Annotated in this window: 20 protein-coding genes and 1 tRNA gene; 10 read left to right on the top strand and 11 right to left on the bottom strand. The window is 35.9% G+C overall.

Going from position 1 to position 25,168, the window contains the following annotated elements; genetic code table 11:
* Window positions 1-63: 63 nt before the first annotated feature.
* Complete coding sequence (locus NAT51_RS03935; RefSeq protein WP_250595540.1) at window positions 64-765, bottom strand: hypothetical protein; 702 nt, start codon at window positions 763-765, stop codon at window positions 64-66.
* Between the two features lie 246 nt (window positions 766-1,011).
* Between NAT51_RS03935 and NAT51_RS03930 the strand changes: the two genes are divergently transcribed.
* The 4 genes from NAT51_RS03930 to NAT51_RS03915 are packed head-to-tail and all read left to right on the top strand — an operon-like array spanning window position 1,012 to window position 10,354.
* Window positions 1,012-2,487, top strand: a complete 1,476-nt coding sequence (locus NAT51_RS03930) for an uS8 family ribosomal protein (RefSeq protein WP_250595538.1) — start codon at window positions 1,012-1,014, stop codon at window positions 2,485-2,487.
* Between the two features lie 33 nt (window positions 2,488-2,520).
* Entirely contained in the window at window positions 2,521-4,305 is a 1,785-nt protein-coding gene (locus NAT51_RS03925) for an RHS repeat domain-containing protein (protein WP_250595536.1), read from the top strand.
* A gap of 15 nt (window positions 4,306-4,320) precedes the next feature.
* Complete coding sequence (locus tag NAT51_RS03920; RefSeq protein WP_250595534.1) at window positions 4,321-9,720, top strand: DUF6443 domain-containing protein; 5,400 nt, start codon at window positions 4,321-4,323, stop codon at window positions 9,718-9,720.
* 10 nt (window positions 9,721-9,730) lie between these two features.
* Entirely contained in the window at window positions 9,731-10,354 is a 624-nt protein-coding gene (locus NAT51_RS03915) for a hypothetical protein (protein WP_250595532.1), read from the top strand.
* A gap of 123 nt (window positions 10,355-10,477) precedes the next feature.
* Here NAT51_RS03915 and NAT51_RS03910 read toward each other — a convergent pair whose 3' ends face one another.
* Entirely contained in the window at window positions 10,478-10,864 is a 387-nt protein-coding gene (locus tag NAT51_RS03910) for a DUF983 domain-containing protein (protein ID WP_250595530.1), read from the bottom strand.
* A gap of 65 nt (window positions 10,865-10,929) precedes the next feature.
* Between NAT51_RS03910 and NAT51_RS03905 the strand changes: the two genes are divergently transcribed.
* Together NAT51_RS03905 and NAT51_RS03900 are read left to right on the top strand one after the other, a co-directional pair.
* Entirely contained in the window at window positions 10,930-12,837 is a 1,908-nt protein-coding gene (locus NAT51_RS03905; RefSeq protein ID WP_250595528.1) for an ABC-F family ATP-binding cassette domain-containing protein, read from the top strand.
* A gap of 16 nt (window positions 12,838-12,853) precedes the next feature.
* Window positions 12,854-13,243, top strand: coding sequence for a DUF4345 domain-containing protein (locus NAT51_RS03900; RefSeq protein WP_250595526.1), 390 nt, complete (start codon window positions 12,854-12,856; stop codon window positions 13,241-13,243).
* Here the strand turns inward: NAT51_RS03900 and NAT51_RS03895 are convergent.
* The 5 genes from NAT51_RS03895 to NAT51_RS03875 form a co-directional block, all read right to left on the bottom strand.
* On the bottom strand, window positions 13,236-14,378 hold the full coding sequence (locus NAT51_RS03895; RefSeq protein WP_250595524.1) for a GNAT family N-acetyltransferase: 1,143 nt from the start codon (window positions 14,376-14,378) through the stop codon (window positions 13,236-13,238). The genes NAT51_RS03900 and NAT51_RS03895 overlap by 8 nt on opposite strands.
* 63 nt (window positions 14,379-14,441) lie before the next feature.
* Window positions 14,442-14,924, bottom strand: coding sequence for a DUF1761 domain-containing protein (locus NAT51_RS03890; RefSeq protein ID WP_250595522.1), 483 nt, complete (start codon window positions 14,922-14,924; stop codon window positions 14,442-14,444).
* A gap of 100 nt (window positions 14,925-15,024) precedes the next feature.
* Window positions 15,025-15,471, bottom strand: coding sequence for a KTSC domain-containing protein (locus tag NAT51_RS03885; RefSeq protein ID WP_250595520.1), 447 nt, complete (start codon window positions 15,469-15,471; stop codon window positions 15,025-15,027).
* Between the two features lie 125 nt (window positions 15,472-15,596).
* Window positions 15,597-17,210 carry a S8 family peptidase gene (locus NAT51_RS03880; RefSeq protein ID WP_250595518.1) on the bottom strand — a complete coding sequence of 538 codons (1,614 nt, stop codon included), beginning with the start codon at window positions 17,208-17,210 and terminating at the stop codon, window positions 15,597-15,599.
* 138 nt (window positions 17,211-17,348) lie between these two features.
* A complete protein-coding gene (locus tag NAT51_RS03875; RefSeq protein ID WP_250595510.1) occupies window positions 17,349-17,777 on the bottom strand; it encodes a MarR family winged helix-turn-helix transcriptional regulator in 429 nt (142 codons plus the stop codon).
* A gap of 125 nt (window positions 17,778-17,902) precedes the next feature.
* Between NAT51_RS03875 and NAT51_RS03870 the strand changes: the two genes are divergently transcribed.
* The 3 genes from NAT51_RS03870 to der all read left to right on the top strand — a co-directional run bounded on the left by NAT51_RS03870 (window position 17,903) and on the right by der (window position 20,269).
* Window positions 17,903-17,975, top strand: a tRNA-Met gene (locus tag NAT51_RS03870).
* 62 nt (window positions 17,976-18,037) lie between these two features.
* Entirely contained in the window at window positions 18,038-18,922 is an 885-nt protein-coding gene (gene era, locus NAT51_RS03865; protein WP_250595508.1) for a GTPase Era, read from the top strand.
* Window positions 18,923-18,958: 36 nt separating this feature from the next.
* Window positions 18,959-20,269 (top strand): ribosome biogenesis GTPase Der, encoded by a 1,311-nt coding sequence (gene der, locus NAT51_RS03860; protein ID WP_250595506.1) that lies wholly within the window; start codon window positions 18,959-18,961, stop codon window positions 20,267-20,269.
* 41 nt (window positions 20,270-20,310) lie between these two features.
* Here der and NAT51_RS03855 read toward each other — a convergent pair whose 3' ends face one another.
* Together NAT51_RS03855 and NAT51_RS03850 are read right to left on the bottom strand one after the other, a co-directional pair.
* Complete coding sequence (locus NAT51_RS03855) at window positions 20,311-22,182, bottom strand: transthyretin-like family protein (RefSeq protein WP_250595504.1); 1,872 nt, start codon at window positions 22,180-22,182, stop codon at window positions 20,311-20,313.
* Window positions 22,183-22,411: 229 nt separating this feature from the next.
* Window positions 22,412-22,945 (bottom strand): hypothetical protein, encoded by a 534-nt coding sequence (locus NAT51_RS03850; protein ID WP_250595502.1) that lies wholly within the window; start codon window positions 22,943-22,945, stop codon window positions 22,412-22,414.
* A 163-nt stretch (window positions 22,946-23,108) separates the two neighbouring features.
* Here NAT51_RS03850 and NAT51_RS03845 point away from each other — a divergent pair, with 163 nt between their 5' ends.
* Window positions 23,109-23,897, top strand: coding sequence for an SDR family NAD(P)-dependent oxidoreductase (locus NAT51_RS03845; RefSeq protein WP_250595494.1), 789 nt, complete (start codon window positions 23,109-23,111; stop codon window positions 23,895-23,897).
* A gap of 72 nt (window positions 23,898-23,969) precedes the next feature.
* On the opposite strand, the gene NAT51_RS03840 is transcribed toward NAT51_RS03845, so the two are convergent.
* Both NAT51_RS03840 and NAT51_RS03835 read right to left on the bottom strand, forming a co-directional pair.
* Window positions 23,970-24,731, bottom strand: a complete 762-nt coding sequence (locus tag NAT51_RS03840; protein ID WP_250595492.1) for a TPM domain-containing protein — start codon at window positions 24,729-24,731, stop codon at window positions 23,970-23,972.
* A complete protein-coding gene (locus NAT51_RS03835) occupies window positions 24,731-25,168 on the bottom strand; it encodes a TPM domain-containing protein (RefSeq protein WP_250595490.1) in 438 nt (145 codons plus the stop codon). The genes NAT51_RS03840 and NAT51_RS03835 overlap by 1 nt, the downstream gene beginning before the upstream one ends.

Raw genomic sequence — 25,168 nt, 5'->3', positions numbered from 1 at the left:
GATTTTTGGCTTTACCAACCGGAAATGAAGTGTTTTTCACTACATGCTTATCATTTCAACCTATTAGATTTTCAGACTTTTGATCAGATTGTATTCGCTTGAATGCAGTCCGTATTGTGATTTGACCCCGTCTTTGATTCGGATTGTCGTTTGCGTTAATTCGGCGTATGCCCGAATGCGTATGTTGTTGTTTTGGATGAATTGGGAATAGGTATTCATCACCTCATTGTTTGCGATTGTTGTATTAGTGAGTAATGTTTGCAGGCTTTCAATGATGAGTTCATTGTTTGACGGATTGTAATTGGTATCAAAATTCTTCAGATAGGCAATTAAATCGGAGAAGAACTGGGTTCTTGAATTGAAGGATTGGTACGACTGGCTTACCGCAGTTGGGTTGTTTTGGAGACCGGATTTGCCATTGGCACCTCTTATTTTGGCAATGATTGTGGCTACATCAGTGGCTTCTTTAGCTTCTTTGCCATAGCTTGCTTTGACGGTAGCGTTAATGGGAGACAGGATTTTTTTGATGGAATACGGTTTTTTTTCAAACTGTTGTTTTCTGTTTTCTACCGCCAGGGAATAGTTTTGTTTTCTGGAAGCGATGTCGCTGTTTTGGTTTTTGATTTGGGCAATCATTGCTGTGAGGTGGGTGATGCTGAACTCTGGTTTTTGAGGTTGGTAATTGTGGAAGGTTTGCAATGCGGTAAGTAATTTTTCGGCATTTCCGATACGTGCCCCGTAACTTGTTTCTGAATGTGAACTCATAATTTTAATTTTTAGGATTTAAATGATTTATAGTTTTAAGTCCTAACCAACATTGTGCCAAAATTCTTACAAAATAATAAAAAGTTTTATAAGGTTGTTTGGATAATGGTTTTTGATGGTTGTAACTTGTTGATTTTTAAGGGTAAGTGCTGTTCTTTTTTTTAGTAGGATTTTTATTAAAATCATTACGCTTTGTAATGAGAATTTCTGGTTACTTTCGTCCAAAAAATTAACATAAAATACAAGATGAAGCGTTTATCTATTACTTTCTGTCTGATTATTCTGAATTTTTCCGGTTTAATATATGGGCAGTCAAATGTCATGCCGGATTTTAATGAGTATTCGAGGCAATTTTCTTTATCCAATCCTGATGTTTACAGTTTTGAAAAATACAGTTTTAGCCCTGTAACTAACTATGTTGGTAAACAGTCTGTTAATGTGCCTATATATACAATTGAATCTGGGGGTATAAACTATCCTATCAAGCTAAATTATGCAACTGGTGGAATTAAAGTAGATCAACTGGCATCCGACGTAGGTTTAGGTTGGAGTTTATCGCAAGCTATAATTACAAGAACTATAATACATGAAAATGATTTTGATAATTTAGGTGCCAGAAATCTTCGTCCTGATTATAATCTGTACACAACATCTGAAAAAAATGCTGACTCGGATGCAAGATATGATTATAACAGTGAATACAAAGTAGGTTATTTTTTGCAGAAAAGAGATAACATCCAAATAACTCCGAATAGTCAATATGTTGATTTTATGCCGGATATCTATAGTTTTTATATTGATGGGTTTAGTACCAGTTTCTTTTTTAATGATGAGAACACCCCTGTAGAAATTAACCCTAAGGGAACTAAAATTGAAGCGATAGCTTCGACCCAGCGTTTTGATGTGGGAAGAGTTAATTATATGGGTAATGTTGAAGTGACGATTCCTACCCGTGATTTTTTCACCATTATTATTACCACCAATGAAGGAATAAAGTATACTTTTTCTGACTGTGATTTAAGCTTAAATCAGGTAGTGGGTGGTCGTACAACTGCTTCGTCTTTTGAACTCGCTCATTCGCCAGCGCAAATATCAGCTTGGCACGTAACTAAAATTGAGGATCTTAAAACGGGAAAAAAAATAGATTTTGTTTATGAAAATAGCAGTTCGAATCCGAACCAAGGAATGCCGAATACAACAATAATTCAGAAATATGCGCAACGTTCGTTTGAACTAGACGAAGATCCTTCTACCAACTCACCAGGGAACTGTTCTTATTATGTTCCTTACTCAGGCTATGAGACTTTTGATAAAAAAATTATAGCAAGAATTGATGTTCAGAAGAAGCGATTACGAAAGATTCTTTTTGATGAAGGTCAAGTTTTTTTTAATTATAATCAAGAAGGTATTGCAAGTCAATGGGGAGTTGGAAGAAATGACTTGTATAATGGAGATTTTTTAACCCAAGTGTATCTTAAAGACAAAAATTTTAAAGCTATCAAGTCGTTTGATTTAAAATACAGCACTTTTAATTCGGATTATAATGTTGGTGAGTTCAATCCTGATGGAGAATTAAATACTTATAGATATAAAAGATTGAAATTACTTTCTTTCGAAGAAGTAGGAATGCCTCCTTATAAATTTTCTTATGAAGAAAGTATAAAACTACCGCCTGTTAATTCATTTTCAGTTGACTTTTTAGGTTATTTTAATAATTCTTAGGATATTACCAGTTATAGTGTAGTAACTGGATTGATGCGTCCAAATCCAACCCTGTATTATTATCCGAATCAATTTGAAAAATCATTATTGCCTTTTCCAGTTCCTGGAATGCAGTATACTACTATACCTGGAATTTTTAACAGACAGGCTAATGATTATGCCAAAGCCTGGAGTTTGAATAAAGTAGAGTATCCAACAGGAGGCTCTTCGGAATATGTTTATGAGTCTAATGAGTTTGAAGTTTTTGGTCAGACGATAAAAGGAGGGGGGGTTCGAATTGCTAAGCAATTATTAAAAGACGGTTTAGGGAATACAAGGGAAATTCAATATACGTATACAAAAGCAGGTGGAGGTACCTCAGGTTCATTGGGTTCTTTTCCTTATTTTGGTCACCCTACGGTTGGTTTTTTTCCTGTTTCCATTGATTATCCTCATGTGCCCCGTGATGAGTTTTACGATGCAGTCAGTACAGTAACACCTTCGGGAACATCATTTGATATAGATCATTGGAAACTATATGATAAAGGGAAGCTAAATGCAGATATTACAAGTGGGTCTTTTGTAGGATACTCAAGGGTTATTGAAAAAGAAGTAAATAACGGTTATAAAGAATTTTTATATACTTCGAGCGATCTGGCTGGTTTTAAGAATAAATTCTATAGAGTTATTCCTCAAAAGTCAAGAGATTTATATGGAATGAGCATACTAAATAATTGTATTACAGAATTCATGGTAGCCAATAGCGGTTTTGGTTCAGAAATATTCAATGATAATTCGTATAAAAGAGGAAAATTACTGGAAGAAAATGTTTTTAATGAATCCAATCAACTTTTAAAGAAAACTTTTGTTGACTATACCGATTTTTTGATTACAAAATATAATTATGCACAAGGCTTTATTGCTCCTGTACCCTCACAAAGTGAAGAAGATAATGTAAGGGGATTTTTTACAGCAGAGAAAGATTATAGAATTAGCCAGTTTTTACCTATTAAGGAAACAACTACATCTTATGACAATAATGGTGCACCAAATATAGTAGAAGTAGACTTTGCCTATAATACTTATGGTTTACTTAAGACAAGAGCTGTAAAAGACAGTAGAGGTAATAGTAAGATAAGTCAGACTTATTATCCAACAGATGTAACCACTGCTACAAGTTTGCCGGGTGGTACACTGACGACTTCAGAGCTTTCAGCTTATCAAGGGATGAAGTCAAACGGGATTAATAACATTTCCGAGCAAATACAGATAGAGAATTTCTTAAATACAACTAAGATGGCAACACGACGCCAAACTTTTAAAGAGCGCCCAGTTTCTTTAGGAGGCGGAATATTGTATGAAACAATGAAAACTGCTAAGGACAGCGATTCATTGTTAAATGAATATACTATCCATAAATATGAAGACGGAACAAGTAATCCTATAGAAATATCTAAGGAACAAGGAGAAAAGACGGTATTAATTTGGGGATATAAAAAAGGGAAATTATTAGCTAAGATTGGTAATGCTACTTACGCTTCGATACCTGCGGCAACGATTGTGAATTTACAGTCTTTATCAGATGCTGATAACGATAATTGCAAAGACAGTACTTGTAAAGAGCAACTGCTTAGAAACGCATTAGAGGCATTAAGAGTTTCTTTGCCTGATGCAGAGGTAACTACTTATACTCACGATTGGTTAGTAGGAATTACCAGTGTCACAGATGTAAGAGGTTATACCATTTATTATGAGTATGATTCATTAGGCAGATTAATAAGCGAAAAAAATCCAGAAGGGAAAATTATAACCAAAAACGAATATAATTTCCATCAATAATTAAGATTTACCATCATGAAAAAATATTTAATAGCCTTTATATTCCTTCTCCCGATACTTGCTTTTGGTCAAAACGTGACGAAGAATTTCGTTAAAACCACAAAATACAATCACTCTGCACCACCAAATGGAGGGGGCACTAATCTATATGATAATTATAATCTACATATGGATCTTTCCACTAGCTATGCTCAGGATTTTCTGACTGATTATGCTACTGGATATGTTGATGTCACTATCTTGAATGATATTCTGACCGTTGAATTTAAAGGGACATTTAATGCACCTGCCCGTTATCAGACAGAGTCACAAACTACAGCGATTGCATCTAATATTCCTTTGCCTAATGTGGTTTTGGGTGATCTTGATGCAGCGGGTCATGCTGACGTAGTTAAGGTATCGATATTGAATAATATGCTTTATTTGGAAGAGAATTACAGTTATGCGCCTTTTAATTCTTTTAATGAAACTTTTATTATTTCATTAAATCCGAATATCATTCCATCTGAAAAAATTGAAAGCGTGACTTATTTTGATGGAATAGGGAGGCCTATTCAAAAAATAGGTGTTGGTCAAGCGCCAAAACTTAGTGTAAAAAATAATTTATTCGATTGGGAAAGTACCTGGACGCTTGGTAATGGGATGCCTACTTTTTTTAATTTAAATGGTACTACTGCTGAAAATAAAAGAATAAATGGAATGAATCCTTTTGGATTGACAAGTGTGATATGGGAATGTGGTAGTGATACTGGAAGTAATGAGGATGGAGGATGGAATACCAACAGTATTGCTATAGATAAGAATGTGAAGTATCAATATGCAGTATGGATAAAACGTACAGGTAATATGGATGGTTATGGTCATCATGGGACACTAAATGTGCGTAATTTAGCAGGAGTAGTAGATTCAAATCCTTACTTTTGGGTTGGAGATACACCTGAATTAGATAAATGGTATCTGGTTGTGGGTGTTGTACATCCGGCTTCTTATACTGGTGGAGATACAGGGGTAAGTGGACTTTATGATGTTAATGGAAATAAAGTAATGGACGGTGACGAATTTAAATGGGATTCTACCACTACTAGTACGATATTCAGAAGTTACTTCTATTATGCTACTGATTTAAATGCCAAACAATATTTCTATAGTCCAACTCTACAGAAATTTGATGGAACACAGTACTCTATAGCTCAATTTACGAGTAACCCATATCCTTCCGATTTAGTAAAACACATCGCCTATGATAGCTTCGGGAGAGAGTCGAAAGATTATTTGACATACGCCTCGAATAATACATTAAAAGGGTATGATTATGCTAATCCGGTTACGGATTTGAATAATTTTTATAATACCTCAAAATATGATTTCACACAAAATCCATATACTGAGAAAAGATATGATGCCTCTCCTTTAGATGAAGTTTTAGAGGAAGGAGCTCCAGGAAATGCTTGGAAAGTTATTGCTAATAGTGATGCCGATAGGACAATTAAACGCGATAATCTATTTAATTCCGCCACTGATAAAGTTAAAAATTATTCTGTAAATATTTCCCCTACAGATGTTTATACGCTTCAGGATGGGGGCTATTATTCGGTAAACGAACTTTTTAAAGTAGTTACAAAAAATGAAAACTGGACGCCGACTCAACCTAATTTAACTGATAATACAACGATTGAATTTAACGACAAGTTAGGTAGCACCATTTTGAAAAGAAGTGTTAGTGGAGGAAAATGGCATGATACTTATAATGTGTATGATGCTTACGGAAATCTCGCATATATATTGCCTCCAATGATTAACACTTATCCTAGTGAACAACAAATATGGAATGACCAATATGTCTATATGACTGATATCAATACAATTACCGAAAATGGTATAGATGTCGGAGGAAATGAAGCAGAGGTAAGTCTTAATAGTAATGAATTATATGTCTATTTATCTACTTACGGTGAGACAACACCTAGTCCATTAAATATCAGTACGACAGTTCCGGCAATAACATTAAATTTTGATCCAAAATTACCCGATATGGATTTAGGTTTTTTTACCACTACTGGAGGTCTTAATGGAACGAATCCTTCCAATGTACATTATAGAGCTTATATTCAGGATGGAAATATTTATTTTTCAGGAGATGGAACACCTGTGTATGACGCTTACATTAATTTTGGTGTTAATTTGAGTACAGTTGCAACAGCTACGGTACCTGCTGTTGATGCTACGATGATTAATGAGTTGGGTTATCAGTATAAGTATGATAGCAGAAATCGATTAATTGAGAAAAAATTACCAGGTAAAGATTGGGATTATACTGTTTATGATAATTTGGATCGTCCTATTTTAACTCAGGATGGTAATTTAAGAACTCAGAACAAATGGGTGTTTATTAAATATGGTGCTTTTGATAGATTAATTTATTCAGGAATCTGGACAAATACTGTTGCCAATCAAAGCAGACAAGATGTTCAGGGATTGGTAGATGCTCAGGTTAGTCCTGTTTGGAGCGAAGCAAAATCAGTTTCAGCACAAACTATTGGATCGCCATCAACAACTGTTTATTACACTAACAATGCATTTCCAAAACTAAATTTAGAAGTTTTAAGTATTACTTATTATGACAATTATACTTTTGTTAGCAATCCAAGTTTAGATTCGGATGTGTCCTTTGGAATTATTCCTGTAACCAATGCTAAATCTTTGGAGACGGGAACCAAAATTAAAATTCTAGGGACAAGTTTATGGAAAACTAATGTGAATTATTATGATGATAGAGGCCGTCTAATTTATAATGCTTCCAATAATGAATATTTGGGCACAGCAAGTAAAGTTAAGAGGAAGTTGGATTTTGCTAATAAGCTCTTGGAAACAGAATCATCTTATATTAAAGGAGCTTTTACTGTAGTAATCAAAGATAAATTTACCTATGATGCGACAGGAAGAATTTTAACTCAAAAACAACAAATTGACAATCAGGCAGAGCAGTTAATTGTTAAGAATGAATATAATGAAGTGGGTAATTTAATAACCACAAATGTTGGAGGAAAAACAAATGTTTCCGGTGAGAAAGGATTACAAAAAGTAGATTTTAGTCATAATGTACGTGGATGGTTAAAAGATATTAATAATATCTCCCACATGGAGAATGACCTATTTGCTTTAAAACTGAATTATGATGAACAAAATCAGCCTTATACGAATGGTCCCGGTCAGCCTTTATTTAATAGGAATATAAGTGGTATGACCTGGAAAACAGATAATATCTCCTCTACTTTAAAGTCGTATTATTATGATTATGATAATCTTGATAGAATGAAGTCGGCTAATTATGCTGAAAATGGTATTCTTAATTATAAGTACAATGAATCTATAAGTAAGTATGATAGAAATGGTAATATTTTAGATTTGTTTAGGAATACACAATCTACAACCAATACTAATTATGGTGAAACAATTGATTATTTAGCATATCAATATAAAGGGAATCAATTGCTTTCAGTAACAGATGCTTATGGGCTTTCTGTTAACGGAGCTAAAGGATTTAAGGACAGAAATACCGTAGGAGACGATTATACTTATGACGCTAATGGTAACATGACTAAAGATAAGAATAAGGATATCACTGCTATTGAGTACAACCACTTGAATTTACCTATTAAAATTGTATTTAATAATGCTGATGAAAATTCTCCAAACCCTAAAGTGATATTTTTTAAGTATAATGCAGATGGTATTAAAATTGAAAAAACAGTTAAGGAACCTAAATCAATTTCAGGAGTCTTAACCAATACGACTACCACGACTCAGTATGATGGTAGTGCGGTATATTTGAACGGAGATTTACAATTCTTTTCACAATCAGAAGGTTATGTGGCTTATAATGCTAGTGCCGCAGTAGACAATAAATATTCCTACGTATTTCAGTATAAAGATCAAGTTGGGAATATAAGATTGTCTTATGCAGATGCTAATAATGACGGTGTAATTACTGGAGCCACTACTGAAGTTTTTTATGATGGTTTTGAAACAGCCAGCGGTTGGGAGAGTCAAGGATTTTCATGGGGACAATCAGTCAGTTCTTATGATAATGTGAAAAAGCATTCAGGAAACGTATCTGGAAAAATTGAAAAACTTACTGCAGGAGAAAGGGTAGCACATAGTAATAACTGGGTTGCCATTAACAATTCGCAGTCGACAGATTATATTTTCTCAGCATGGATTTATAGCGATAATCCATCTGTCGACATTTTTTTGTTTAAAAGCAATGCTGCAGAAACAGGTTATCCTGCTAATTTTGATTATATCAATACTTCTCAAAAAAACCGTTGGGTTTATGTTGAGAAAAGAGTGACAGTTCCTGCTAACTTTACAAAATTGAATCTACGTATCGATAATAATGGTGGAGGGACAGTTTGGTTTGATGATTTAAGTATCAGAAAGGTAAATGCAGCCAATGATATCGAGATTGTTGATGAAAATAATTTTTATCCTTTTGGTTTAAAGCATGAAGGGTACAATAATGCTATTGCGGGCGGTAATGCCATTGCACAACAGTTTAAATATCAAGGTCAGGAGCGTCAGGAAGAACTTGGTTTGATGTGGGACAGTTTTAAATGGAGGAATTATGATCCGGCTATCGGAAGGTTTATGAGTATTGACCCATTGGCTGAAAAATACACTTATAATTCTACTTATGCTTTCCAGGAAAACAAAATAGGGATAGGTAGGGAATTAGAAGGGTTAGAAGTAAGAAGTGGGACAGGGATGGACCAGTTTCAGGCACTTTCAAGACAATTTTCTTATGCTATGGCCAATATTGTAGATTTCTTTGGATTTGAAGGAAAAACCTATGTTAGCGGTAGTTATGATCTTGGTGGGAATAATTCAATCCAAGGAGAATTGTCATACACAGCTTCTCCAACGGCTACAGCATACTTGTCAGAAATTACTCGCGATCCTACATCGCCACAAACGTTGTTTGATATTCAGTTTGAAGCTTTTTTAGGATTAGTTAAAGAATACTGTATCGCAGGTAAGTTTGAATGTGTTGATTTTGAGATGAAAGTTGCTGATAAATTAAATTTCTTTACTTTTAGTTCTACAACTGAAGTGTCAACTTCAGTTGGTGCCGGAGGAGCTACTGTAGTTACCGTTACTACTTTAAATCATCAGACAGGTCAAACAACGACTAGGGCTGGAGTACAACTTGAAGCTAAAACTCCAATAAAAGTGGCTGGTTTTGAGTTTAACGCAGGAGTGAGTGCTACAGTGGGACAAAAAGAAAACAGAGAGACAAAAGACCAGCCTACACAAAAAGAAAAAGAAGCAGCAGAAAAAAGTGCCCGAGATCTGCAAGATAGATATAATGAGACATTTGGAAACAGAGAGGCTCCAGAGACACCAGGATATGATTAATTGAAACAAGATGAGAAATTCGTTACTATATTTTGCGTTGTTTTTTGCCATTTTAGGGTGTAGAGATGAGAAACCGAAACCTAATTTGAATAAAGAAGATAGAGTTTTTTCAAAGAACGAATTGCTAAAAGGATGGAGAACCTATTCTAAAGATAGTATTGAAGTTAACATTCCCTCTACCTGGCTGCCAGAAAGTAGGGAGAACACTCTTTTATATATACCAATTGATGTTGATAAGGATTTGTTTTATGTTATAGAAAGGGTTGGTCCATCTGAAATTAGTTGTAGAAACTATATAAAGTTACTACTTAAGCAGTTTACTGCGGAAAGTAAAAACCCTAAATATTTTTTGAGGAAACTCAATTTAAAAAACAAACGGGATTGTTTTAGAGTAGAACTTTATGCAGATGGAAACAACAATGTCCGTCATAAATTTTATAATTTTCTATATGACACAGGGAGTGAAGTATATCATTTTGGTTATAAAACAGTTGATGATAAAAAAATGAATCATAAAAATTATCAAACTTTTTACAGTGTTTTACTCAGTTTTGTCATTCAACATGATAATGTATTCGATGGTGATAAAATTAGAGTGGAAGGAGAACAAGATATGGGGTATGAAGATTTGTAACTCTCTATCACTTAATAAGGTTGTTTAAGCATGTTTATATAATTAAAATGACTCATTGCTGTTTTAGCTTTTAAATAAAAACCCACAACTTATGGTTGTGGGTTTTTTAATTTAAAAAGTGGTTTATTTCTTTTCCCTCCAGTTTTTATCGTAACTGATAAAGAGATTAATCCATATGTTGCGGGAGATCCGCATGATAAAAGGCATCAATAGTACCAAAGTGGCGGTAATACCTATGAAAGCTGTTTTTAAATTGGTTTTCATAAAGAAATAAAAAACCACAAACGCGGCAACTCCTAAAGCTACACCCAATGCATAACTCACATACATGGATCCGTAAAAGAAAGAAGGTTCTATTTTGTATCGGGTACCACAATGACTGCAAGTATCATTCATTTTGATGGTATATTCAGGATTGTATAAGTTTTTTCCTTTATACATGCTTTCTTCCTGACATTTAGGACAACTTCCTGTTAAAATACTATTTAGTTTGGATCCTTTTTTTAACATTTGCAAAAAATTTCTACAAAGGTACACTATTGTATTTTTGGAAGTGAAATAATTAAAAATATACTATGCTTAATATACACAATTTGTCGGTCTCTTTTGGAGGCACTTATTTATTTGAAGAAGTCACTTTTAGAATGGGGGCCGGCGATAGAGTAGGACTTGTAGGGAAAAACGGTGCCGGAAAATCGACGATGCTGAAGATTTTAGCTAGGGATTTTGCGCCCGATTCAGGAAGTATAGCAACAGAGAAAGAAGTGAGAATAGGTTTCTTGCGTCAGGATATCGATTTTGAGCAAGGAAGAACCGTGCTTGAAGAAGCCTATCAGGCATTTACAGATATTAAAGAAGTAGAGAAAAAACTCGCTGAAATTAACCATCAATTGGTTACCCGAACCGATTATGAAAGCGAAGAGTATTCACAGATTATAGAAGATTTATCTGATTATACCCACCGTTTTGAATTGTTAGGCGGGTATAATTATGTAGGAGATACAGAGAAAATTTTATTGGGATTAGGTTTTAAAAGAGATGTTTTTAACAACCAGACAGAGACTTTTTCCGGAGGGTGGCGTATGCGTATCGAATTAGCGAAATTATTGCTTCAGTCGAACGATATACTGCTTTTGGATGAGCCAACCAATCACTTGGATATTGAAAGTATCATTTGGCTGGAGAGTTTCCTTCGTAATTATCCCGGAGTTGTGGTTATTGTTTCCCACGATAAGATGTTTTTAGATAATGTAACGAACAGAACCATTGAGATTTCGTTAGGAAAAGCATACGATTTTAATAAGCCGTATTCACAATATTTAGAATTGCGTCATGAAATCCGTGAAAAGCAATTGGCCACACAAAAGAACCAGGCTAAGAAAATTGAAGAAACGGAAAAGTTAATTGAGAAATTCCGTGCCAAAGCTTCTAAAGCTTCCATGGCCCAGTCATTGATTAAAAAACTGGACAAAGTGGAACGTATTGAAGTAGATGAAGATGATAATTCGGTGATGAATATTTCGTTTCCGGTGTCAAAAGTACCAGGGAAAGTAGTGATTGAGGCAGAGCATGTGACTAAAGCATACGGAGACAAGACCATTTTGAAAGATATTTCACTTTTAGTGGAGCGAGGCAGTAAAATTGCTTTTGTAGGTCAGAACGGTCAAGGAAAATCAACACTTATAAAAGCGATAGTCAATGAGTTTGAATATGAAGGTTCGATCAAATTGGGGCATAATGTACAAGTGGGTTATTTTGCCCAAAACCAAGCGGAATATTTAGACGGTGAGATTACCTTGCTGCAAACTATGGAAGATGCCGCAACAGATACCAACCGTTCGAAAGTACGCGATATGTTAGGTTCTTTCCTGTTTAGGGGAGATGACGTAGAGAAAAAAGTGAAAGTTCTTTCCGGAGGTGAAAGAAATCGTTTGGCGCTTTGTAAATTATTATTGCAGCCGATCAATGTTTTGGTGATGGATGAGCCAACGAATCACTTGGATATAAAATCAAAGAACGTACTGAAAGCCGCACTTCAAAAATATGAAGGAACACTTTTGCTGGTTTCCCATGACAGGGATTTTCTTCAGGACATGTCCAATCTTGTTTATGAATTTAAAGACCAAAAGATCAAAGAGTATTTAGGAGATATCAATTATTTCTTAGAACAGCGGAATCTGGAAAATATGCGTGAGGTTGAAAAGAAAGATGTTGTGGTTAAAGAAGTACCAAAACAGATTAAAAATCTTTCTTACGAAGATCAAAAAGCACAAAAATCATTGCAGAACCGATTGTCTAAAATTGAAAGTCAGATCCAGCAGTTGGAAAAAGATATTCAGCAGGACGATAAAGAGTTGGCTTCCAATTATGATAAACATATAGAGAATGCCAGTTTTTTTGCTGCTTATGAAAAGAAAAAGCAGGAATTGGAAAAATTATTGGAAGATTGGGAAACAGTTCAGATGGAAATTGATAACTTGTAGGAACTAAATGTAGCCTATGAGACGAAGCGATGCACTTAAAAATACCCATTTAATTATCTCTTCTTTCGTGGTTCTTCCAGTGTCGCTTATCTATGGCTTTGCGCCCGATTTTTTCTTTAAGCTGACCGTCAATACCATCGATGAGCAAAATATCCTGAAGGCAATAATGGGGATTTATATTGCTTTTGCGGTGCTTTGGATTCTGGGAGTATGCAAACTGAAATTCTGGAAGATAGCGACCGTTTCCAATTTTATATTCATGTTCGGATTAGCTTTTGGCCGGATTATCAGTATGGTTTTGGATGGTATACCTTCGGCATTGTTGCTTCTTGGTGTATCGGGAGAATTAATTTTAGGATTTTATGGTGTTTATATTTACCAATACCACCAAAACAAAACTACTTAAAAGGATGTCTTTGCTGCCAATCGACATTAGGTTCCAGTCTTTTGAAAATTTTATCAATGTGTTTGTTGATGAGTTTGTTTGTGTGGTAAATGAAACCCGACATCAAAACAGGTTGTGCGCCGATGGAGCTTTTGATTTCAAGAGCAGTTCTTCCGAAGATAATTTTCTTAAATCCGTTTTCAATACCGAATTTGGTCATGTTGTAAAGCATGTTTAAATACAGCATTTTTTCCTTCTGTACATGTTCGTCATAGCCTAAGAAATACGTTTCCAGTGTTTCTCCGTTCAAGAGGATAGTGTGAAAACCAACTAGCTTTCCGTCTAAAAAGTAACCCGATACACGCAAGTCTTCCTGCAATTGCTTTTTGAAAGTAGAGAAGTGGTCTTTGGCCAAAAAGAATGTATTGAATGGAGCGTTTTTGGCTACATAATGGTATAATTCGTAAATACGTTCTTCGTGGGACAAAATTTCTTCGTAGCATAATTCCTTTACTTCAACCCCTTCACATTTTTTATGCGAACGTTTGTACTGGTCACGGTATTTTTTTGAAAAGGCGGCGACATAATCGGTTTCTGATTTCCATTCAGGCTGAAGTTCAAAAATCATATTCGGTTGAATGTTGAAGTCGTGCATGTTTGCAAAGTCGTATTTCTTCAATTCATCCGAACAATGCTGATAGAAATCTTTAAACGAAACGATATGGATTTTGATTCCCTTCTCTTTAAAGTATTTTATAATAGCTTCCGAACATTGAATCAGTAAGTTGCTGATGTGTTTGAAATCCATCGGTTTATTGAAAACATAGCCGTTTTGGCCTGTAATCATGTTGTTTCCGAGGAACAGCACATGCGAGGCAAAATTCTTGAATACAAAATTACGGATGGCAGTTTTGAAACATTTGTCCCTTTCCCCGAAGGATTCCAGTTTGTGAACATTCAGGTATTGGGCCAATGCCACGCCGATAAGGTTGTTGTCTTCGAATATCCCGATATAGAAGCACTGCATGTTTGTGGGAGCAGATTCTTCCAGAACTTTCAGGTAAGGAGTTTGTAAGAATACATTGCTTTCGGTAACCTGATCCCAGGAGGCCGGCAATTCGTTAATGGCTGAGTAAATTTTAAAAGTCGAATTCAAAATCAAAAAAATCGCTCCACAAATGTAGAGCGATGTTGTTATAAATAAATGTTAAGAAAAATATTATTTCCAGCCGCAAACGATAGCTCCGATGATAGTTAAAGAAACCATCCAGAAACCTGCATTAATCAAAATGTATTTCCATGATTTTTGTTCGAAAAGAGCATTGATGGCTGTAATTGGCAAAGCCAGGAATATACCTGTCATTAAGCCGTGTAAAGCGCCGTGTTTAAATGTGCGGAAGGCATCTCCGTAATCTGCTAAGAAAGCAGTATAAGAAGGTTTTGCCAATGTTGGGTCACCGCCAATCATTCCTAATGCTCCCATTTGATGTACGGTTAGTGCCGGCATTAAAAATGAAATCATGAAAGAATAGAAAATAGTAAGTCCGAAGATTTTTGCCATGTTTCCCTGTTTGGCTTTTTCTTCCGTCATTCCGCTTTCGTTCATCCAGGCGGTTCCGAAAAGTTTTGGATGATACCATACAAATCCGACAAGTAAAGTGACCAATGAAGATACCAATACTGCATAAAAGTTAAAAGGCATAGTGTTTTGTTTTTTTGTTAGTTACCCAAATATAAGAAAATATTTAATTAAAAAAGGCTCCCATTTCTGAAAGCCTTTCTTTTATTTTGATTGTAACGGATTAAACTTCAACAGCTTCTCCTGATTTTCTGTAGATGAAATTACCATAGATATGACGTTTTGCAAAACGGTTTGGTGACTCGGCATTAATCATTTTGATGTACACATTTTTAGGAACTCCGATGTATTCATACGATACTCCGTTCAAATAGGTAACATGCAATGTTTGTTTTTCCAGATAGAAATCCAAAATAGTCGAACCGTTTATGGTTTCCTGATATTCCGGAAGGTTTTTTTCAAGAGTTTCAGGAGCAATGCTTACTAAGAAGTGATATGCGCTGATAACAGCTTTGCTTTTTTCTTCAGCAGCAAGTTTGCCTTCATCATCATTTACAAATTTGTCAGGATGAGTTTCTTTCATGCTGTTTCTGTAAATGGTTTTAAGCTCTTTTAAAGTTACGTTTTTGTCAACTTCAAGTAATTTTCTGTACTCAACAACTCTTTTCATATATGTAAAATAGTAATAACCCGGATTTGAGGATTATTTTTTTTGCGGTGCAAAAGTATAGAAATCAATTAGATAATTTCGTACTATTTTGTTTTAAATGAAAAAAAGTTAAATTTTTTACTGAATTAGCTTTTAAGTGTTTTCTTTTCTTTTGGGAATTTTTTTGGTTTCATTTTTTCTTTGCTCATTTTTTCAGCCAAAGTCATTGCTGTATAGCCGTTTACAATTTTTCCTGATTTTGACAGGGAATTGAAAGGACGTACATCTTTTGCATCACCACCAACCACTACATCCTCTGAAATGGTAGTTCCGCTGTTCATGATTATGCCTTTGATTTCTTTTGCTGATAAATTCGGGTAGTATGAACGGATCATTGCTGCTACTCCGGCAACATTTGGCGATGCCATTGATGTTCCCTGTAAATACTGGTATTCACTGTTTGGAGTTGTAGCGTATATTTTTACACCCGGTGCGTAAACATCAACATTCAGTTTTCCGTAATTAGAGAAGTTGGCAACGATTTTTTTACCGTTTTCAAAATTTAAGGCACCAACGGTGATTACATTGTCTGCGAATTCGATCTTTTTATCATCAGAATCATTAGGGAAATTTGGCTCGACATCAATATCTTTTGAGTCGTTACCCGCAGCATGGATGATTAGAACGTCTTTGCTTTCGGCATATTTTATGGCGTCGTAAACCCATTGTTTATTTGGTGAAAAATCTTTTCCAAAACTGGCGTTGATTACTTTGGCACCGTTATCCACGGCATATTTAATGGCTAATGCAACGTCTTTGTCGTACTCATCTCCGTTAGGCACGGCACGGACAGACATGATTTCAACGTTGTCGGCAACTCCGTCACCGCCTAAGTTGTTGTTGCGTGACTGTGCGATGATTCCGGCTACGTGTGTGCCGTGTAATGCGCCTTCCTTGGTTGGTCCGTAAACGATATTGTTTCCGTAAATTTTATCATTGATATCGTTAGGATTGTCACCAACTAATTTACGTGCATCGTATTCTAAATTGTAATTGTAGTTTAATTGGTTGTAAACCTGTGTTTTGAATTTGTTTACGTTTGCCATTAAAGCCGGACCTGCTTTGCCTATTTTTGTGAATACTTCGATGCTTTTCTTTAATTCGGCATCCTCAGTTGTGATGGCTTTTACTTCATCGATAGTGAAATCTTCTTTTTTAAGATGGTCGCTGATGGCTTTGTTGGCATCAAAAATGGCATCCACTTGCTTTTTATTGGCTAAAAGGGCTTCCATTTTTTTGTCGTATGCCGCTTTTGCATCCTTATAGGCTTGGGAGCCATCATCACCTTTTTTAAGAAGTCGTGTTAACTCCAGGTTTTCATTTTCAATGTTTCCTAAGAAATTCCATCCGTGAACATCATCAATGTATCCGTTTTTATCATCATCTATGCCGTTACCCGGGATTTCCTTTTTATTAACCCAGATTACCGGTTTCAGATCTTCATGGTCAATGTCAACGCCAGAGTCTACAACACCCACAATAACTTTTTTGCCTTTCTTTCCTTTTAGTAATTCGCTATAAACGCGGTCTATGCTCATTCCGGGAATGCTGTCTTTTTCTAAATCCAAATGACTCCAACGCTTTAGTTGGTTTTCGGTCATCTTTTGTTTTTTTGTGACACTCGGATTTGGTCCTTGGGCGAATGCTGTTGTTGACAATGCTAATCCAACAAACAGATACATTAAATTTCCTTTTTTCATTTTTTCAAATTTGATTTTGTAATTGATCGACTGATTGAAACTTGATATATCAAATAAATATCTAAAGGTAAGTATTCATTGCCTGAGTGTTGTTACAGTTTTGCTGTATTTTAGCAAAATATTAACTTTTAATTTGGATTAAGAGCAGTTTTTGATGATCTTTTGTAGGATTATATCCATTGTGTTCAGGTCTTCTTTACTTATGCTTTCCAATGCTTCTTTTCTGTTTTCAAGAATAATGCTTTGAACTTTCTCAATAATATCTTTGCCTTCTTTTGTGACTGATAATACGGACTTTCTTCTGTCATTTGAATCGACTTTACGGTTTAAGTAATTTGACTTTACCATCAGTTCAATGATTCTTGTAACCGATGCATTGTCTTTAAAAACATTCCTGGCTAGTTCCTGTTGGGTTATTTTTGGGTTTTCCAGTATCGATTTAATAATAAGCCATTGGTCGGTCGTGATTTTGTATCCGTTTTCGCGGATTTTCTTCATGGCATACATTCTATAGGTTTTTATAGCCTTATCTAAATTGTAAAATATAATGTCGTTAAGCTTTTCCATTTTTAATTTTCATATTTTTCAAATGTATAAAACCTGAAAATAAGTAGCTTGAAAAATAAAATTATTATTTTTTTAAAAAAGGCTTGCATTTATGGATAATGGTTGTATATTTGCACTCGAAACAACGCGGGATAGAGCAGTAGGCAGCTCGTCGGGCTCATAACCCGAAGGTCACAGGTTCGAGTCCTGTTCCCGCTACTAAAACCAAATAAACCGAAAACACCAAAACAGGAGTTTTCGGTTTTTTTATTCAGCAATATATGACACATAAAGCAGGTTTCGTTAATATTATCGGTAATCCTAACGTTGGTAAATCCACTTTGATGAATGCGTTAGTTGGTGAACGTCTTTCGATTATCACTTCGAAAGCACAAACAACCCGTCACCGTATTTTGGGAATTGTGAACGGAGATGATTTTCAGGTGTTGTTTTCAGATACTCCGGGAATTATCAAACCGGCATATGAGTTGCAAAGTTCCATGATGGACTTTGTGAAATCAGCTTTTGAAGATGCCGATGTGTTGATTTATATGGTTGAGATTGGTGAAAAAGAATTAAAAGACGAAGCTTTCTTCAATAAAATTATTCATTCTAAAATTCCGGTTTTATTGTTGCTGAACAAGATTGATAAATCAAATCAGGAGCAATTGGAAGAACAGGTTGCGCTTTGGAAGGAAAAAGTTCCTAATGCAGAGATTTTTCCGATTTCAGCTTTGGAAAACTTTAATGTGCAGACTGTTTTTGACCGTATTTTGGAATTGCTTCCGGAATCACCTGCATTTTATCCTAAAGATGCTTTGACAGATAAACCGGAACGTTTCTTTGTAAATGAAACCATCCGTGAGAAGATTTTACTGCATTATGATAAAGAAATCCCATATGCGGTGGAAATTGAAACCGAGGAATTTATCGAGGATGAAAATATTATCAGAATCCGTGCCGTGATTATGGTGGAACGTGATACCCAAAAAGGAATTATCATCGGTCATAAAGGATCTGCAATTAAAAGAGTAGGAATCGAAGCGCGTCAGGATCTGGAAAAATTCTTTGGAAAACAAATCCATATCGAAATGTATGTGAAAGTCAATAAGGATTGGAGAAGCAATGCTTACCAATTAAAACGATTCGGATACAATCAGAAATAAAACGTACTTTTGCAAAAAAAATAACAGAAATTAAGGATGAACAATATCGTAGCCATTGTAGGAAGACCTAATGTTGGAAAGTCGACATTTTTTAATCGATTGATTCAACGTCGTGAAGCAATCGTAGATTCTGTTTCGGGAGTAACCCGTGACCGTAACTATGGAAAAAGTGAGTGGAACGGGAAGGAGTTTTCGGTAATTGATACCGGTGGATATATTAAAGGTTCTGACGATATTTTTGAAGGTGAAATCCGTAAACAGGTAGAATTAGCCATTGATGAAGCGGATGCAATCATCTTTGTGGTAGATGTGGAAGAAGGAGTTACGCCAATGGATGAAGAAGTGGCAAAATTACTTCGTAAAGTTACTAAGCCTGTACTTCTTGCCGTGAATAAAGTAGATAACGGTAAGCGTGAACAGGATGCTATCGAGTTTTACAACTTAGGATTAGGCGAATATTTCACTATTGCCGGTATGAACGGAAGTGGAACAGGTGAGTTATTAGATAAACTTGTAGAAGTTTTACCGGAAATGCCGGATGCAGTTGAAGAGGAAAATCCATTGCCGCGTTTTTGTGTGGTTGGAAGACCAAATGCAGGAAAATCATCATTTATCAATGCTTTAATTGGTGAAGATCGTTTCGTGGTGACTGATATTGCCGGAACAACACGTGATGCCATTGATACAAAATACAACCGTTTCGGTTTTGAATTTAACTTGGTGGACACAGCCGGTATCAGACGTAAAGCCAAAGTTAAGGAAGATTTGGAGTTTTATTCAGTGATGCGATCTGTCCGTGCTATTGAGCATAGTGATGTTTGTATCTTAATGATTGATGCAACCCGCGGATTTGAAGGTCAGGACCAAAGTATTTTCTGGTTGGCCGAAAAAAACCGTAAAGGAATTGTGATCTTAGTGAATAAATGGGATTTGGTTGAAAAAGATACCATGTCAACCCGTGATTACGAATTGAAAATCAGAGAGGAAATAGCACCTTTTACTGATGTGCCTATTTTATTCGTATCGGCATTAACAAAGCAACGTTTACTGAAAGCGTTGGAAACAGCTGTGAAAGTATATGAAAACAGAAGTCAGCGTATTTCAACTTCGAAATTCAATGAACATATGCTTAATATTATCGAGCATATGCCGCCACCGGCGTTAAAAGGGAAATACATTAAAATTAAGTATTGTATGCAGTTGCCAACTCCGGTTCCGCAATTTGTATTCTTTGCGAATCTTCCGCAATATGTGAAAGATCCATATAAGCGATTTATAGAGAATAAAATCCGCGAAAATTGGGATTTCGAAGGAGTTCCGATGGATATTTACTTCAGACAGAAATAGAAAAAAGCAGCTTTCATAGCTGCTTTTTTGTTTTCAATTAATTAGCCTTCATAAAAGAATGTTTGAATAGGTGCTTCTTGTGTCGGATATGATGATTTTCCATTGTGTAATCTTGGTACAGAACGTAATCTTAATGCATAAGTACATCTTCCTAATGTTGGCGGATTGTTAAGTTTTAAAAGATTTTTTACAACTTCATCTACCGAAGGATTGCCGTCACCGTCTAACAATGGAGCTATTGAAACATTTTCCCATGTAGGAACACTGTTTTTTTTGATTTCCAATGTAGTAGCTGACGCAGCAAGATGTGGATGGTAAACAGTGTATTTTGCATGTACATCACCGCTAATTGGTGAACAAAGGGTGGTGTCTTCCAATTCTTTGATGGCAAGCTTCATGAATACCGGGTTGTTGTTGATTACGATTGAATTTAACGTTCTACCGTTACCGGGAATTGGATTATTTGTTACTGATTCCCTGATTTCAAAGCGGATGGCAATTTTTTCTATAGAAATCGTGTTTCCGTTTGGTATTGCTTCTCCGGCATTTGCAGCGCTATCCGGAACACTAAGAGCTGTTGTCAGAGCTCTGGTGTCTAATGAAATAAGTGGGTCTTCTTCAATAATCTGGTAGGAACCTAAATCACCTGGAGTCAGTCCTATGCTGATTAATGTTCTGTCGATGGACTTGTTGGCATCAAACCAGCCATCTGAATCGAAATCACTTTGGTGGCTATATACACTTATTATACTGGGTAATGAAGGATCAGAGCTTGTTTTGTTAAGTTTGATTACTTTGCTTGGCCAGAATAAATTAGGTGTTACACCTATGATTTTTGTAAAATCGCCAATTGTCGGACTTGCCATATCATTTGGTGTTGTCACGTGACTGATTAAAAAACGGTATTCAATAGCTCTGTTAGCGGCCGATTTTAGAGCTGCCTGCCCAGTAAGATCTATAACCGAATATAGAGCATATTTTCCTGCTCCTGCATAACCATCTGTATCAAAGTCTTCGGGACCAGATCCAAAAACAGAATTGAATGTGTCACCAATACCGGTCCATGCACTTGGAAAGTTAGGATCTTCCGGATTTACAACATTTACTTCTGAACAAAGTTTGACGCAAAGACAATAGCCTACATTTTTACGGGCATTTGCTTTGGTTTCATTAACTAAATTGGTTCCTGCTAATTCAGCTTTGAAGTAAACATCGGGACCACTTTGAAAAGTTAATGGCAATGCAGGGTCGGTTTCAACATTAATTAAAGGAGACAGAAAGGTTTGTTTGAATTGGATGGAGGAATAATCAATCCTAAAGTGTCCGTTACTGTCGGTTGTTACGGTTCCTAAATTATCATCGCTTATGAAGTCGGCGTCAAATGCTGTAACTGTGGCGTTAGCAATCGGTGTGTTGGTTTTGCAGTTCATCAAACGGCCGCAAATTACCCATGCATCAAAATAATAACCTCTGATAAAACACCACCATTTATAGGAAATGTAATGTTCCCAACTGTAGATGCTGTAATCCTGTTCTGCACTGTCTCGCCATTGCATTACTAAAGTTGTAATGTGAAATTGTACCGGTTTGTTTCTTCTTGGAACCGGAGGTTTCGGCGGAACAGTTCCGCAAACAAAATCAATATCAAAAGCTCCATATTTGAATTCATCATCAATCTCAAATTCAAAGTTTCCGTCAATGTCAGTTTTAGTTCTGGCGATTAAAAGACTTTCTCTTTTTTTTGCCTCTTCTTCCGTTACGTAATGGAAAGTTTCTTTAGCATCTGCAACTGCGCTGTTCGCTATAATTTCCCTGTTGTAGGGATGATACAGAAGAACTTCTACTTCAGATAACGATTCAAAACATTCTTCACATAAGTACCCTTTTAGGGAACCTTTAAAAATATTTTTCATAATACTAGGTTTTAAATTGCCTACTCTAATCAGTTTTCGGCTTATCTGTCGTACTCTTTTTCAGGATTTTCCGATTGTTCCTTAGTTTGTTTGTAAGTAACAAAGGTTTTGTTTTTATGTGAATTGGATTACAGGTGATTGCCGCAATTTAGAGAGGTGATTTTCCGGTTTTTTATTGAGGAAGAAAAAGAAAAGTAATAAAAAAGCAGCTGTTAAGCTGCTTTTCTTTCTATAATGAAGACAAACTGATTTGCTTGTCTGAAACCGTCTTTATGGATATGTTTTCGATTTCCATTTCTAGCCTGGTTCCTCCGTTGTCGTTTGCTTTGGCAGTCATTAAAGGGAAAAACCATAATTGCATGTTGTTATATTCAGGTGTGAAATAAATTTTCTTTTGTTGCCATTGGTTGAATTTGTCGCTGGCTTTTTGTGACCAAACCACTTCACTGTATTCGGTGAAATTCGGTAATGTGTATTCCAGTGCATTGTATGATGTATTGGAAGCTGTCCTGATATTAATTGTAGATTGCTGTATCGCTTTTTTGTTTGGTTTTGAAATGTTTGATGATGTTTTTACCCAAAAAGTAATTTCATAGGTTTTGTCTTTTTCAAAATTGAAATCGACGTTGATGCCATTTCCTAAATTTGAATGAGACCATGCCCATTTATTGGTTTCTTTGTCAGTTGAAGCTGATTCATTTGTTTGTGCACACATTAATTCCCCAATTAATAAAAGTGCTGCGGTTAATAGAAAGTTTTTCATTGTATCGTTAGTTTGTTTTATTTCTAATTGTCTGATGCAAAGATGGTTTGTGTGAGAAAAATAGTTGTAGGGGAATAGTCGTATTTTGATGGGGTGTTTTTCCCTTTTTTGTCCTACGGGTTTTTGGTGATATTGATCTAATTGTTTTATTTTTAAAGAAAAAATGGATAAACTGAACGGTAAGATTGTATGGATAACAGGAGCTTCTTCCGGAATAGGGGAAGGCTTGACTTATGGATTATCAGCTAAAAACTGCAAATTGATTATCTCGGCCCGGAATGTTGAAGCTTTGGAGAAAGTTAAGTCTGTTTGTTATGGGAGGGTCGAAATCCTGCCTTTTGATTTGGCCGATTTTGATAATGCTAAGCTGTATGTAGAAAAGGCTATTGCTGTTTTTGGGAAGATTGATGTATTGATTCTGAATGGCGGTGTAAGCCAGCGCTCTTTGATTGTTGAAACCGATTTCAGTGTTGATAAGAAACTTGTTGAAGTCGATTATCTTGGTAATGTAGCTTTAGCCAAAGCTATTTTGCCACATTTCCTGCATAATAAGAATGGTCATTTTGCAGTTGTGACAAGTTTGATGGGAAAATTTGGGTCACCTTACCGTTCGGGATATTGTGGTGCAAAACACGCGTTGCATGGTTTTTTTGATGTGATGCGGATGGAACATCAAAAAGACGGTGTGAATGTGACAATGATTTGTCCCGGGTTTATACAGACGAATGTGGCTAAAAATGCCTTAACAGCAGATGGTTCTAAACAAATTGTTGATGATGAAGCAACTAAAAGCGGTATGCCTGTTTACGTTTTTGTCAAAAGAATGATCCGTGCTATTGAAAAAGGAAAATTTGAAGCTTATATAGGCGGAAAAGAAACACTTGGCGTTTTGATGAAGCGTTTCTTCCCAACTTTGTTACATTATTTTGTAATTAGAAGTAAAGTGAGGTGATGCTTTTGAAATATAAAAAATGCAGATTTTCAAGAATTGAATAATCTGCATTTGTAATTTTAAGTGTTATGTTTACCAATCTCCACTGGCGCCACCACCACCAAAGCTTCCGCCACCTCCGAAACCGCCCCAGTCACTGCCGCCTGAGGATCCTCCCCAGCTGCTTCCGCTATTGCCGCGTCCCAGACTGCTCAGGATAATGATATCAGTTAAATCGAGTCCGCCTCCGCCGCCTCTTCCGCCGTTTCTGTTTCCTTTGCTTCTGGCAAAAATGATGATGAACAATATAACGATAAAAATGAAGAAAAAGATTCCGGCCGTATTGCCGTCCTTATCTTTAGGTTCACCTTTGTACTCGCCTTTCATTACTTTGAAAATAGCAGTGGTTCCCTGATCTATTCCATCGTAAAAATTACCGGCTTTAAAATTGGGTTTGATTTCCTGTTCGATGATTCTCCTTGAAAGTGCATCGGTCAGTAAATGTTCGATGCCGTAACCGGTTTGAATGGTTATTTTTCGGTCGTCTTTGGCAATCAATACGATAATTCCGTTGTCTTTTCCTTTTTGTCCGATTTGCCATTTCTGACCTAAATCAGTAGCATATCTCGCCACATCTTCACCTTGCGTGGTTGATACCATCATAACCAGAACTTGCGTTGAAGTACTGTCAGAATAAATTTTCAGCTTTTGGTAAAGTTGGCTTAATTGTATTTCACTCAGAGTTTTGGTGCTGTCAATTACAGGAGGGATAAAGGAAGGTTTCTCAGGAATTCTGATTTGTGCCTGTGCAACTATTCCGAAAAGGAGAATTGCAAATAAAAATAACTTTTTCATTATCCTCTTGAGATTTCGTTTGACAATTCGTTTGTGTCGTCATCTTCAAAAGGGAAATGTTCTTTCAGGCGTTCGCCGGCACGTAAAATTCCGGAAACCAGTCCGTTTTTGAATTGACCTTGCTTGAAATTTGAAACGACCGCATCTTTGGTACAATCCCAAAAATCAGATTCAACCAAATCATTGATTCCTTTGTCGCCAATTACGGCAAAAGTCCTGCTTTGCATACAAACGTAGAATAATACACCGTTTCTTAATCCGGTTTTATCCATGCCTAAGTGGTGAAAAACCTCCTGGGCTCTTTCGAGAGGAGGTTTTTGATTGTTTTCTTCTATGTGTACACGAATTTCCCCCGAAGTGTTTTTTTCAGCCTGGATAATAGCTTCAACAATTTCCTTTTCTTCGGCTTTTGTTAAGAAATCTTCGGTTTTAGACAT

It is taken from the genome of Flavobacterium amniphilum, assembly GCF_023634845.1.
GTDB lineage: Bacteria > Bacteroidota > Bacteroidia > Flavobacteriales > Flavobacteriaceae > Flavobacterium > Flavobacterium amniphilum.
The sequence above is the reverse complement of the archived record's forward strand: the minus strand, read 5'-3'. Positions and strand labels throughout refer to the sequence as shown.

Excerpts from the sequence above, each read along its gene's own strand:
- NAT51_RS03935 (WP_250595540.1), bottom strand. The coding sequence starts at position 765 with ATGAGTTCACATTCAGAAACAAGTTACGGGGCACGTATCGGAAATGCC.
- NAT51_RS03930 (WP_250595538.1), top strand. The coding sequence starts at position 1,012 with ATGAAGCGTTTATCTATTACTTTCTGTCTGATTATTCTGAATTTTTCC.
- NAT51_RS03925 (WP_250595536.1), top strand. The coding sequence starts at position 2,521 with ATGCGTCCAAATCCAACCCTGTATTATTATCCGAATCAATTTGAAAAA.
- NAT51_RS03920 (WP_250595534.1), top strand. The coding sequence starts at position 4,321 with ATGAAAAAATATTTAATAGCCTTTATATTCCTTCTCCCGATACTTGCT.
- NAT51_RS03915 (WP_250595532.1), top strand. The coding sequence starts at position 9,731 with ATGAGAAATTCGTTACTATATTTTGCGTTGTTTTTTGCCATTTTAGGG.
- NAT51_RS03910 (WP_250595530.1), bottom strand. The coding sequence starts at position 10,864 with ATGTTAAAAAAAGGATCCAAACTAAATAGTATTTTAACAGGAAGTTGT.
- NAT51_RS03905 (WP_250595528.1), top strand. The coding sequence starts at position 10,930 with ATGCTTAATATACACAATTTGTCGGTCTCTTTTGGAGGCACTTATTTA.
- NAT51_RS03900 (WP_250595526.1), top strand. The coding sequence starts at position 12,854 with ATGAGACGAAGCGATGCACTTAAAAATACCCATTTAATTATCTCTTCT.
- NAT51_RS03890 (WP_250595522.1), bottom strand. The coding sequence starts at position 14,924 with ATGCCTTTTAACTTTTATGCAGTATTGGTATCTTCATTGGTCACTTTA.
- NAT51_RS03885 (WP_250595520.1), bottom strand. The coding sequence starts at position 15,471 with ATGAAAAGAGTTGTTGAGTACAGAAAATTACTTGAAGTTGACAAAAAC.
- NAT51_RS03880 (WP_250595518.1), bottom strand. The coding sequence starts at position 17,210 with ATGAAAAAAGGAAATTTAATGTATCTGTTTGTTGGATTAGCATTGTCA.
- NAT51_RS03875 (WP_250595510.1), bottom strand. The coding sequence starts at position 17,777 with ATGGAAAAGCTTAACGACATTATATTTTACAATTTAGATAAGGCTATA.
- era (WP_250595508.1), top strand. The coding sequence starts at position 18,038 with ATGACACATAAAGCAGGTTTCGTTAATATTATCGGTAATCCTAACGTT.
- der (WP_250595506.1), top strand. The coding sequence starts at position 18,959 with ATGAACAATATCGTAGCCATTGTAGGAAGACCTAATGTTGGAAAGTCG.
- NAT51_RS03855 (WP_250595504.1), bottom strand. The coding sequence starts at position 22,182 with ATGAAAAATATTTTTAAAGGTTCCCTAAAAGGGTACTTATGTGAAGAA.
- NAT51_RS03850 (WP_250595502.1), bottom strand. The coding sequence starts at position 22,945 with ATGAAAAACTTTCTATTAACCGCAGCACTTTTATTAATTGGGGAATTA.
- NAT51_RS03845 (WP_250595494.1), top strand. The coding sequence starts at position 23,109 with ATGGATAAACTGAACGGTAAGATTGTATGGATAACAGGAGCTTCTTCC.
- NAT51_RS03840 (WP_250595492.1), bottom strand. The coding sequence starts at position 24,731 with ATGAAAAAGTTATTTTTATTTGCAATTCTCCTTTTCGGAATAGTTGCA.
- NAT51_RS03835 (WP_250595490.1), bottom strand. The coding sequence starts at position 25,168 with ATGTCTAAAACCGAAGATTTCTTAACAAAAGCCGAAGAAAAGGAAATT.